Origin of the sequence: Marinomonas sp. PE14-40, from assembly GCF_051623805.1 — a bacterium.
In the GTDB taxonomy this organism is placed as follows: Bacteria; Pseudomonadota; Gammaproteobacteria; order Pseudomonadales; family Marinomonadaceae; genus Marinomonas.
The window spans coordinates 2,582,371-2,594,853 of record NZ_CP130700.1; the positions used below are offsets into that span (position 1 = coordinate 2,582,371).

At 34.7% G+C, this 12,483-nt stretch carries 9 protein-coding genes and 2 pseudogenes; 1 reads left to right on the forward strand and 10 read right to left on the reverse strand.

The window, feature by feature from the left end; all coding sequences use genetic code 11:
- Positions 1-188: 188 nt before the first annotated feature.
- The 6 genes and pseudogenes from Q0A08_RS11925 to Q0A08_RS11950 all read right to left on the reverse strand — a co-directional run.
- Positions 189-1,283 (reverse strand): hypothetical protein, encoded by a 1,095-nt coding sequence (locus Q0A08_RS11925; RefSeq protein ID WP_438467534.1) that lies wholly within the window; start codon positions 1,281-1,283, stop codon positions 189-191.
- Positions 1,284-1,298: 15 nt separating this feature from the next.
- Positions 1,299-1,967, reverse strand: a complete 669-nt coding sequence (locus Q0A08_RS11930) for a hypothetical protein (RefSeq protein WP_438467536.1) — start codon at positions 1,965-1,967, stop codon at positions 1,299-1,301.
- Between the two features lie 11 nt (positions 1,968-1,978).
- Positions 1,979-2,719, reverse strand: coding sequence for a class I SAM-dependent methyltransferase (locus tag Q0A08_RS11935; RefSeq protein WP_438467538.1), 741 nt, complete (start codon positions 2,717-2,719; stop codon positions 1,979-1,981).
- Positions 2,716-3,255, reverse strand: coding sequence for a hypothetical protein (locus tag Q0A08_RS11940; RefSeq protein WP_438467540.1), 540 nt, complete (start codon positions 3,253-3,255; stop codon positions 2,716-2,718). The genes Q0A08_RS11935 and Q0A08_RS11940 overlap by 4 nt, the downstream gene beginning before the upstream one ends.
- Entirely contained in the window at positions 3,252-4,382 is a 1,131-nt protein-coding gene (locus Q0A08_RS11945) for a radical SAM protein (RefSeq protein WP_438467542.1), read from the reverse strand. The genes Q0A08_RS11940 and Q0A08_RS11945 overlap by 4 nt, the downstream gene beginning before the upstream one ends.
- A 299-nt stretch (positions 4,383-4,681) precedes the next feature.
- A pseudogene (locus Q0A08_RS11950) lies at positions 4,682-5,428 on the reverse strand (DDE-type integrase/transposase/recombinase); the annotation flags it as partial.
- Positions 5,429-5,473: 45 nt separating this feature from the next.
- On the opposite strand from Q0A08_RS11950, the pseudogene Q0A08_RS11955 reads away from it, so the two are divergent.
- Positions 5,474-6,120, forward strand: a pseudogene (locus tag Q0A08_RS11955) (transposase); the annotation flags it as partial.
- Between the two features lie 377 nt (positions 6,121-6,497).
- On the opposite strand, the gene Q0A08_RS11960 reads toward Q0A08_RS11955, so the two are convergent.
- From Q0A08_RS11960 to Q0A08_RS11975, 4 genes are read right to left on the reverse strand one after another with little or no spacing between them, the layout of a single operon-like run.
- Positions 6,498-6,896: a hypothetical protein gene (locus Q0A08_RS11960; protein WP_438467544.1), complete on the reverse strand. Its 399-nt coding sequence runs from the start codon at positions 6,894-6,896 to the stop codon at positions 6,498-6,500.
- On the reverse strand, positions 6,896-9,163 hold the full coding sequence (locus tag Q0A08_RS11965) for a hypothetical protein (protein ID WP_438467546.1): 2,268 nt from the start codon (positions 9,161-9,163) through the stop codon (positions 6,896-6,898). Before Q0A08_RS11965 ends, Q0A08_RS11960 begins: the two co-directional genes overlap by 1 nt.
- Positions 9,153-10,823, reverse strand: a complete 1,671-nt coding sequence (locus tag Q0A08_RS11970) for a hypothetical protein (RefSeq protein ID WP_438467548.1) — start codon at positions 10,821-10,823, stop codon at positions 9,153-9,155. Before Q0A08_RS11970 ends, Q0A08_RS11965 begins: the two co-directional genes overlap by 11 nt.
- Positions 10,823-12,106, reverse strand: a complete 1,284-nt coding sequence (locus Q0A08_RS11975) for a site-specific integrase (protein ID WP_438467550.1) — start codon at positions 12,104-12,106, stop codon at positions 10,823-10,825. The genes Q0A08_RS11970 and Q0A08_RS11975 overlap by 1 nt, the downstream gene beginning before the upstream one ends.
- Between the last annotated feature and the right edge of the window lie 377 nt (positions 12,107-12,483).

The window sequence follows — 12,483 nt, forward strand, 5'->3', positions numbered from 1 at the left end:
CAAGTAAAGGCACTCCAAGTAAGAACAACGCTGCAAATTTATTTCACTAAATATCTCTAGAGCCCAACTTAGAGCTTTAGCTGAAGCGGAGTACGCTTTGCTTTATATTCACGACAAAGAATCTCTTTTTAAACTTTTACGAAAGGCTTTAAAGCCTAAACCACCTTACTCCAATTAAACAGATCCTTTTATTGCTGTTCAAGATTTTTAATTAAAGCAGGAGAAGCACCCAAACGTAAAAAGTGTTCTGTATAAACGTTATGGTCGAACCTGTCTTTATCACTGCGAGCAAATCGGAAATCACTATAATTAGCGCGTAACAAGTTCCAAATGTTAATGTCGCTTGTTTCCATTTTAGGCACCTGTCCAAATTTGGATAAGTGCTCAATACTATCGAGAATATCTATTCTTGTATTTTGGGTTGATTTATTAAGGCTTCTATTTAATAGATACTTGTTCATTGAAATTATGAATTGAAGTTCTGGGTCATAGTGCTCTAATTGAATAGGAGATATTTGCTCAATTTCCGAAATGGCGAACTCAAATACTTGTCCCATAACTGCACGGTAATCAATGTTGTTGATACCTAATTTTGTCTGTAGACACCGATGCAGCTCTTCTTTAGGAACAGTCTTGGAGTGATCTAACCTGCTCCATTCATCGAAACGGCATTGGTAACCGTTTACCCATTTATTTTCTTTTATTAACCTCCACGTAATCCAATCCATTGCTCCACGACAGTAAAAGTAATTATACCAAACTCGGAAATCAGGAGACTCTGATGATAAAAGCCTTGTAGGAAAGAACAGTACATTACACCATAACCTAGTCAATGCACATTTATATAGAGTGTTTTGTACCTCGGCATCGTTCCTGTCAAATCCAAATTTTTGTTGTGGCTTAAAATAATCAAGGTAGTTCTTACCTAATATACTGAATGAGTTTTGGGATAGCTCCTTAAAATAGAGAGTATTCGCTTCTTTCAATAGTTCAGATGGAGATCTTAATTTTAGACCAATATGAAAGTATGGATTGGATTGGTTAATACTGTTTGATAATATGAGCATGTTATGGAATATTTTGTCGGCTTCCTCTATAGAAAAACCTTCAGGGTGCACACAAAGCAAATCAATATCACTCAACCAATACTCTTTCTGGTTCGAAATGAAAATATTGCCTTCTGAGCATGAATAGCTGCCCCCTACAATAATTGATTCAGGCGTTTTATCTTTGAAACAATCGATAATTTGTGTTTTTAACTCAGTCGTTAGAGCTTGAGACATATATAATTCCTGCTATTAAAGAAAAGCTTCTTTTATGGTCGTTAGCACTTTCTGCCTACTAGTAGCATTACTAAACTGAAATTCGTTTTTATTTTTGATTTTTACTGCAAGAACACGCACGTCATCTCTAAGATTACTATGAACGACTCCTTTGTACTTACTTAAGCTCTTTTCTCCATTTACATTTCCGAATACTAAGCTGGTTTCACCAAATAGTTCTTTCTTATCGTTATGCTCATCAGTTGTGAATTTGTAAACGTATTTTAAGGTCGAGCTACTTTTTGAGTAAGTAGAGGAAAGAGAATAAAAGTTAGTTGTTTGCTCACCATCCTCTTCACTATACGAAGCACCTTTGACAAGATATTGTCCTTTTTCATAGGAGATTTCTAAAAACGTATATCTAGTGGGTGGGAGCGTATCAAGTCTTTTGTCCTCTATGACCTGAACCCAGCGTCCCTCAATGTAATGAGGATCAAAGAATGTTCTTACTTGCTTGAAAAGAAATCTCCCTAAATAATTACTTACCGCAAAAGCACTTATGAATACAATTAAGTAAACAACTGCAAAAACTATCCATGCTTCAGAACCTGCAACTTCACTTTTTCGAATATAATATCCTCCAGCGATGCCAATCAGGCTCCCTACACCTGTGTTAAAAGTAGAAAACATTGTATGAGCTTTCATTTTTTATCCTTCTAATAAATATGGTAAGCAATAATATTGAAACGACAAATGACCTCTCCGTTTTTATGGTGTAAACCAAATAGCCGAACAAACTCTTCTTTGTAGTCATCGAAAATGCTGTCCGATGGCTCAGGAGCATATGATGATGAACACATACTCCCTAGAAAGTTATTAAGGTTTAATGCTTGTTCGATAACTCCAATCTGCTTGAAACAAACATTGTATTCTAAAAATAACGTACCAATAGTATGCTCAGTTATTTTCATTCTTTTTGGTTGGTCTAATAGGCGACCAAAACGGTAAAACGTTTTTCGAATTTCTCTCGCGATAATCTGGTTCATATCTGAAAAATACCAAATCAGAATAATCTGTCCGTTTTCTTTTAGTATTCGCTTGAACTCACCTTTTGTAGCGACAGGTTCAAAATGATGAAATGCCTGTGCAGATAAAATAAAATCGATACTAGAGTTAGCAAATCTTGAATTTTCAGCAGTTCCAATTACTTTTGTTATTGATACGTTATTCATTGGTACGCGGTCTAACATTTCTATGTCTGGTTCTATGGCATAAATATGCCTGTTTTGCCCACTCAAATACTTTGTTAGCTTGCCCGTGCCACATCCAAACTCGGCTATTTCTCCATTTAATTTAATATTAAATGCAGATTCCAAATCAGAAATTATGGAACTTGGATATTCGGGGCGAAAGTCTTGATATAGTAATTCTTTACTTGAAAATAATGAGTTGCTCATAAGTTACCACTTAAAATATTTTGTATATATAACCTGCATAGCTCAGTGTTTACTTGAATATCAACACTTGTTTCATTTTTGAGGCTTAGTAAAATCGATTGTGGGCAAACCTTTAAATGAGACTCAATAACACCACTAGAAAACTCCGAACTAGTATGTTTAATCGCTGTTGGAATGTTTTCTAAAGGAAGCGGAAATGGAATATCCCAACAACGGCTCTTCAATCGTTGTTTGATGATATTCTCTGGTACTCGCAAGTAGATGATTAGGATGTTTGAATCCGATTTAACTCTCTCAAACGTTAGCGTTGCTAATTCCCCAATACCTGATAGCTCTATTATTTGGCATGTTTCATTGCGGCTAATACTATCAATGAAAACTTGCTTGGCATATTCTTCCCCCAAAACAGAGCCATCAGAGTATAGCTTTCGCATTTCATCTATCGAGATGGAACAAAATTCTGGATACAAATCTATAATTGAGTTCAAAAGGGTGCTTTTTCCAGAAGCAATGTTTCCGATTACTAATATCTTCATGATGTTTTTTTTCCTGTTACAGGAAAAATCAAATCTGGTGCGGTTGGGAAATATCGATATGGATGAAACCCATATTCTTCAATTGATTGCTTAAGAGTATTAATTGCTTTATCTACTGGAACTCCATTTTCCACTTCAGTCAATAAGTTATTGATGGATACATACCTACAAACTTTTGACGGACAATTTTTTACTACAACTTCTGTTTTGAGTTGGCCTTTTTGCTCTATGTAATTTGTGTTTCCAAATAAATGACAGCAAGGAAAAACTTTGTCTTTATTTCCAAAGGACTGAATTATTTTAGTTACATAACAAACTTCGTGTGGTTTAGGGGAATGATATTCCTGTACCCAAAATTCTGTATTTGACCATTCTAATTGTTTAGCAAAATAGTGAACTTTAAGTAGAGACTTTTGAGCTAGTTTAATATTTGTAGTGTGCAAATGCTTAAATTGAACAAAATCAATATTCAGCTTTTTTACGAAAGTATTTATCGCAATTACTGAATCGTTGGTTGAGTTCAAATTTGATTCTGTATCTACAATAAAACTAAGACCGAATGCAGGCGTATAGCTACCCATTCTTTGATTGGAAGCTGTAGTTATGTTTTTAATTACTGTCTGGAAATGCTCTTTTTTTGCACCATGTAATGAATAGTAATCGTCTTCATTAAGTGTATCTACTGACACTCTCAAGAACGCAAGTTTCTTGATATCTATAGCTTTGATCAGCCTGTCTAAATAAACTCCATTTGTTATTAATCCCACTGTAAAACCAAAATTGAAACAATATTCTAAGATTGATTTACCCTCAAAAGTTTTGGTAGGAGTAATCAAACCGCTATATAGTAGAGGTTCTCCGCCACCAGAAATAACGATCGAAACTCCTCCTTGCAGCTGGAAATCATCTAGTATCTTTTTTAACTGCGCTAGTGACATTTTTTCTTTTGATTCACGAGCTAAAACTGTAAAGCACCATTGGCAATTTTGGTTGCAAGCGTCTGTAGGTGATATTTCGATTTGTTTTATGCCAGGACTATCAATAAAACCAGTCAATAAAACATTTTCTGGAATAATTTGATGCGCAGAAAACTTCGTAAATTCATTAATTTTAATTGAGTTTTTCAAGTTCTTCTTCATCCTTTGTAGAAAAAAAGTCGACCTTTTTTAAATATTTATTTTTATTCATTTTGGTCAAGGTAAACGTCTTGATAAGACCATCGAATGGAGCTTTTGCAAGACAAACTCTCTATAAAGTCATTTAAGGCATAATGACTCCCCACACAGAAACTATCCTCAAATATAGTGAGTTAGTTTAAAAAACAGAGCCATAATATATTCGTCAAAAATAGAAAATGGAGGCTCGCATAACTAAGCATAAGGTAATCCCCCAATTTTTAATAGAGTTCAGATGTAGACTTTAAAGTTTATGTTAAGCACCTTTTCTGTATTGGTGTAATGCCACCAATTCCAATGTTAGGCCTCTCATTGTTGTAAACCCATAACCAGTACGTTGCTTAATCTTGGAGTGCTTTAATATTCTTGTACAGATAGTGACTTAACCAATAGCATCTAACAATACTGTTAAATCGCTCTATATAAACTTTTTACTGCGGCTTCCTAGGTTGAATAAAACTTAGTTCCATACTATTTTCTTTTGCACAACGACCCAGCTTCTCTCTGATGTATTCAGAGCAATTATCATACCGTATGACATTGAGCTTACCTCGCCATTAAATAATTTTATTGAGTGAATGTATGACACGTTCTGCTGGTAAGGTTATGTCCGCATCAATCGTCAACCCTTCTCGATTAAAGTCGTCAATCACATTAAACAAACGACAACGTCAGCCATCTGAGAGTTGATCATGTATAAAATCCATCGACCAGCATTCATTAATTTGTTTCGGTACAGCTAAGGGCTCAGGCTTTTAACGAACTCAGCGTTTATGAGGTTTGATATGCATGTTCAGCAGAATAGTTACGGTAAACACACTTATGGTTCCATGGATAGCCTCAGAGATTTATGAAGTAGAGAAAACACAGTCCGAAGCCCGGTTACGCTGATTTTGAGTTGGCCCGATAAATCACTCTACTATCAACTGATTTCCATCATTGAGCTAAGGCTGGTAACGATAGCAGGCCTCGCTGACTCTAAACGTGTGACAGGCTAGAAAACTCTACGACTGACCTCTATTAAAAATTGGGGGATTACCATATCATTAGGTCATTGTTACAATGTCATAGCCACCTCTCATACTCCTAAAAACTTGACTATAAAATTAAAACAGACAAACACAATTCATAAATTTAGCCAAACTTCTTAAATCAGAAGACCTAACATTTATCTACGCTCTCGAACCAGAAGATGAAGTTGTCCGCGATTTGTTTCGCGCCAGAAAAGATGCAATGAAAAACCTTTGAGATGCTAATTACCAACTCAAAGCCTTACTACTTCATAATAAGGTAACAGCAAAAGTAAATGACAATTGGTCAAAACAACATCTACGTTGGCTAAGTGAATTAATCTTGTCACATCAAGCCCATCAAATAGTTTTCAGGAATACATACAGACTATTACTGAGCGAATGACTCGTCTCAAACGGCTGGATAATGAGTTTGGGTATCATATGAAAAATTGGCTTTATTCCGCAATGATAAAAGCAACCCAAGCAATGCGAAGCATCCGTTTATTATTAGCAACTGGAATGGTTGCCGAATTTAGTGATTTAACCCGTTTCAACATCCCAAGAAAGCTTATGAGTTCACTGGGATTAATTCCCAGTGAACATAGCAGTCATGCAAACGTAACATAGAAACAATAACCAAATGCGGCAACAGTCGATCAAGACGGCTACTGGTTAAGTAATTCAATCATGCCCGATTATTGTGGTTTAAGTTCAGTTCAAGGTTTACGTAACGCAACTAAAGCAGGTTAGACCGCGGTAGTTATCTGGGAGGTTTTAAATTGTTTTTTGAATTTATAGAAATTGCAGATACTGTTTTTTTGCTCAATGCAAAATGCTTTTATCGTAAGACCAATTTGACTGTTAAGCTGGATCAACTCTCACTATTGCTCTTCAATACGTTTATGCATCCGACATACCTGATGTTATTGATGAGGCAAGTGTATTGAGCCAAAATTTAAACAGTAAGAGTGATTCTAAAGACGTTTGCTATTGCCATTTTTGGTCAGACCTTTAATTGCCTTGAAGTAACTATAAACCCTAGTTCTTAAGTTTATCAGCTAAGCTTCCTTTTTACTTCATTCAATATGTAAAGAAGAGATGGGTTTGATTTAGCTGTGTCTGCTATTAATTGAATGAATGCAAGCTGTTTATCTACTTGTCGTTGTAAAACATCATTCTCTGACTGTAATTGCTTAATTCTTTCAGCTGCTTGAATATCTGACAAAACAAATTTAACGAAAGATTGATCTGGAATTCCTCTTAAATATTGCTTTTTCCGAGAATATTCCTCTTTGATTGATATATAAGAATGCAAAGTCTGACGCGTAGTTCTTATATCAAACTTACTTTCTATTGTTTGTACCAGCAAATCCCATGTCAACTTTCCTTCCCAAGATGTTATCAAAGTCTTAATTTTCTTGACTTGGTCTGGTGTTAAACTCAATTTCGCCATTAGATCATCCCTAGCAAATCCTGATAATCATCAATATCTTCAGATTTTATTTCTATTTCTTTATGTAATGCTACACTTGAGTCTTCAACAACTAATTTATGGATCTCAACGGTTTCATTTTCTAAATCTGTGATTCTAAATTCGTTTTTATTCCCTAAATATCTGACAACTGTCCCTTTTCTTATTTTCTGATCAGACAAAATCCCCACTAAGTTTGATAATATTTGAGTATTACGATGGTGGATTTTAAACCAACTATTCATTGCATGACTCACTGAAAACTTAGGGCTATTTTTCACTTCATTAAGTCTTAATTGCTGCCATTTAATATCTTTCTCTAGCAGAGAAATTGACTCGTAATCATGAGCGATATGACATGACGACGAACACAAACTACAATGTGTCTCAAAATCATTAAAGAAAGTACACGGACTAACGGATTTATTCTGAGTACAAATACCTACAGAAGTTTCAGTCGCAACAGATGCGTAAAGAGCGTTATATGCATCTATTGTTATGACCTTTATATTTTTTTTGATCTCATGCTCATTCTCTTCGTCTGTAAAAAGAACATCGGATATTTCGCTTCCTCTTTCAATACCTGTTTTGTGAACATAAGACACTATTTGACGAGGATCTTTTCTACCACTCCACATATTCAGTATTGAGCGAGGTAATCGCTGTTTTTCACCGCTGTCATTTAAAAAATGTCGGGGTTGGTGAGGAGTTAAGGAAAACTCAGCGCTAAATCCATGCTGAATAAAGATAGAAGGTTCTTTTCCTTGTAAATTTTTTAGTCTATTAGAATAGATTACACCAATAGTAGATGGAGAAACTGGCATATAAAACGACGCTCTAGCAACCATACCGGCACCTGAATTCGACTTAATCAATTGATGTCCAAGAAAAGAAAATAATGCAGTTCTCATATCGCATGTTCCATTCTTACTCCCATTGGATAGCTTAGGAAAGCTAGGATGCGTAGACTTGATATAAGAAATTAATCGATTTTGAAATTCAAAAACGGTGATCACCTTTTTGCCAAAGATGGACTCTATATTCACTGTAGACATACTAACACCTAGTATTCTGTGTATATACTTAATATATAGAAGCAGTTTGTCATTTGGTTCTAGTTTTTTAATTTCTTTTAATCTAAAAGATTTTGCTTTCACATAGATTGAATCTGGAGTCCCTTTTTCCACAATTATGCAATGTTCTGAATCTTCATAAAAACCAAGAACTAGACCTATAGTAAGAATATTCACAGGTTTTTTCATATTCAGTTTTAGTGATTCAGCCTTTTTTACAAACTGTGGTGATTTAAGTAAAAGGTTTTCTAATGATAAAGACGGATCACAGTAAAACCTTGCTAATATTCTTCCAGGCTCTGTAACTTTTTTTAAATACCTTAAAGATCGCTCTACAGAAGGGGCTAATTGAGACAATATGTGGTTATTAAAATCCTTATACCCCTTTGATCCTTTCCAATTTAGATAGTGTACAGTCTCTAAACTCCCCTTATACTTTTGTTCTACTTTCTTTACTGACTGACACTCCATAATAGTCTGCTCTGCGACTATACGATTAGGAGATGCAAGTCCTAATACAGACATTACGCATACCATCAAATCACGGCGTAAGCTCAAAGATGACAAGTCCCAAAGTGAATCATCCAGAGGAACTACGTCATAGTGTATAGCACCCAAAGCAAGAAGAACTTTTTCTTCAGGCATCTTTTCTTTTATAGCTTCAGCTTGTTCAGGGCCAGTTTTACTTTTAAATTCCGGTGGAGCCCAATTTAATTGGCTATTAATTAGGCCATAGTTTTTCAGCCATATAAAAAACTGAACTAAGTTATTGAAGGTTGAATGAGTTCTGTCCTTTCCAAAGTTAGTGATCTTTTCAAAAGATGTATCATCTATGTCTTCGACAAACGACAACCACTTTCTAGCCAAGGTCACTCTACCTACTTTATTAGATCTCACTATATTCAGAGAATGAACATGTAAACAGTAAGCCATTAAAAGGCGACGCTTATTTATAGGAAAAGAGTGAACGGACGTATAATTATTTATTGTAATTTGACCTAATGAGTCAACAAAAAAATACCTATATTTATGTCCAAACTTATCTATAAATTGCCAATAAAGGTCATCCCAAGTCGCTAGTTTTTTGTTTTCACAGCTAAAGTGAGAAATGTCTGTATTTTTCATTTCGTTGAAAATAAACTCTCTTCGCGCTAATTCAAATCTCTCAACTCTCATCGCTTACGCCCTTGCTTTTCAACTTCAAGTCATTACAAATTTCAATAGTAGCTTTAATGTATACGATGCTTTTCTTTAAGCTTTTCATTGCACCTTCACTACTATTCAAACCATTTATATTTAACTTTCTCTCAGCTTTGGATAACATCTCTTTATGATTAGCGTCGGCATGTGGTCTAAAGTTATCACAAGGATAACAACCAATTGGCATCCCTAACTTTGATTCACAGGTTACGCAACTCGCTTTTGAATTAATAGCTCCTAGCTCTTCATCAAACTCATTAACTACACGAAACTGATATTCTTTTAGAAGTGCCTTAGAGCCTTGAGATGAAAATTTTTTTATTACTTTATTCTTTGCAAAAGCTACATTTATCAAGACTCTTGCATTGAAATTTAGATCAATATAAGGACGAACCGCTTTAACTGTAACACCTGTTATCTTTGATAATTGTAACTCTGTCCACCCATCGAGTGCTCCTTCAGTCATAACAGTGTGTCTTAGTCTATTATTTGTAAGAGTTAACTCAGAAAATCTATCACTTTCAAAGGATAACTTAGCCGTAATGGCCCTTATAGAACAAATTAAATTCGCACCACTTCTGTGCATTGCTTTCGACTTGGTGCTTATTGCTGCAAAAAGTATATTTTTACTTTCAAAATTAAATGTAAAGTACTCTTGCAACGGGAATAAAGGACTTCGATGGAGGATCACATCTACTTCATTATCACTCAACGCTAAACCTTGATGTAAAAAGCTCTTCTTTAAAAGTGACTTATAGCTTTCTCTGTATAGCATAATGATAGAAGTTAAGTCAGGTTCTATACGATGACTTTGATGCTCAACATAACGCCTAAACTCACCATCTTTCCCTCTAAATGTTCTTATTTGCAGTTGTTCCAAATCTCCAAACAACTGCTCCACTTCCGGTACGTCTGATAAATCCTTATATCGATGGTCACGAAATGAAATACCTATTGGTAAAATGTCACACCATTTCAACTGACTTAACTGAGATGGTCTTCTAAGTAACGTAATCATTAGCTGAACTGAAATTACTGTACTGAGAATCATAAAATGAAATAAACTTGATTGGTTAGCTTTCACATTATTAACAGCAGATATCGTTTTATTCCTTAGCTTTTCTTTTATGCTTGCATATTCAACCTCTGAATAAGAGCCTTTCTGCGGATCCATTACATTTTTACTTATTGTTGAAGAGTCAAACTCTAGCTTATCAATAAATGAAATTATCTCTGAAAAATAATTTTTTAAGGCTACCCCTTCCTCCTCTCTAGACTTAGCTAAAGCCTTAAATAACTTAGCGTCATTGAGTTGATTACTATCACTTCTCTGATTAAATATGGCCTGAAATTTTAGGCCATTTTCTAAAGAGGCTCCATAAGCTTTTAAGGTTGCATTATTCAATTTTACCGTTGCGAACGAACGATTTTTAGCTCGGTAAGCAAGCAGTCTCCGGATCATCACGAATAATTTAATTGATATCTTCCCATCGTTGGTCCAGCTTAAATTTAAATTTTCTTTTAAATCTAAAGTCCAATAATCGCTGTACAAATAAAACGAGAAGTTCGCTTTAGACTTGAAATTGACATCGCCATCATACAAGAGTGCTAAATCACTTAGTTCAAAAGTTTGCACTACTTCCCTCCGTTCGTATTCAATTCATCGAAACTCGGAGTAAACTCAGACTGCCTAAGCTTTGACATTTTGACAGCGCGCTGTGCGTTTCTGAATTCGTTATAGATAGAACTCATTTCAGAGTTTTCACTCCACCCACATGCATACTTACGCATATCCTCAATTTGTTCTGGGGAATATCCTTGCTTATTAGCTTTTTCTTCAAAAACATCATTCCACTTATGGCGAAAAAGATGCGGGTATAAATGAAAACCCACTACACCCGATAAAATCCCCAAAAAATCGTTAATACTATTTTTTGCTATAGGCAAACCTTTGGTTTTCCCTTTAGCACTAACAAAAATAAAATCATGAGTACTAGCAAGAGGTAATTTTTCTCTCTCGGTTTCTATATATAGAAGTAGTTTCTTCATCGTTTCTTTGTGGATACCGGAAACATGCTGCTTAGTTTTTTGAGAGGCAGGATTTTTTCTGGGGTCTGTTTTATCATTTGGTGAACGTGAAATAATCAAATAATTCCCTTCACCACCTGTTTTTATATCGCTAATCTTTAGTTTTGCTAAAGCACCAACTCGAATCCCCGTTTCATTTAATATTTGGATAATTAATTGGTTTCTTAATCGAACTGACTTAGAGAAAGGATTGCAGTCATGTGAAGGTTTTATTACTTCAAGAAGATAGAAATATATATCATCTGGTATTGCTGGCTGCAAAGGATCAATAGCTATACCATTTTGTTTTTTCAAGGATTGGCTATGATAATTCAATTTATCTTGAAAATGTTTATAGTTAATATCAAAAATGTGCGATGAATTTGTATTGTTTGAATGGAACAAATTCCACAAATACTCTACATAATGTTTAAAAGCTGATAGTCGCATTTTAGCCGTAGATGTTGATACGACATCTTCTTTTACTCTATTAGCTTCAATCATATTCAATAGTTGCTTTGAAGACATACGATCAAAACTGAAAATATTACTACTAGGGTTGTGATCAAAGTTAACCTTATGAGAGCAACACTCAAAAAAGTCTTCACACTCTTGGTTGGACAATAAGTCACCATTCGCAACTCGTTCAACAATATCAATCTTTTTAGCTATAAAATAACGTAAATGGAAAATACTAAGGTAAGCAAAAGTTCTCAAAGTTGAGGCTGTTTTGTAGCGACTTCTTAAAAATGTAGAAAGAAAAAAACAATAAGGAAGGGATGAGAGCTGCTCTACAACATCAGATATAGTCTTTCCGTCTTTCAGCTTTATGGTTTGAACAACTACATTCATTACAAAATTTTCCGATAGTTAATTTTCTTCCTTTAAAAACATTAGTTCATCAGTTTTTTTTGTCAAAGATTAATCTTGTTCACGATTTTTCATTCTACTGATTCAGTATGGGTAGGATAAGGATAGTAAGTAGGGAAATAATGATATGATTTGTTTTTTCTAATCTTTCTGTTTATCGCGAAATGTAAACGACAAAAAAGTATTTCAATCGCCCTAATTGAAGGGCTGTCATAATGATGCCAAATGAATAAACGTTTTTTTTCTCATTAAGATAAATATGTATCTTTCTTCTTCATAACCCACCTAAACTCAATTAAAAATAGTTATGAGTGGTACACTTTTATTTAGAGTACGAGATTTAATATTGTTATATCTCA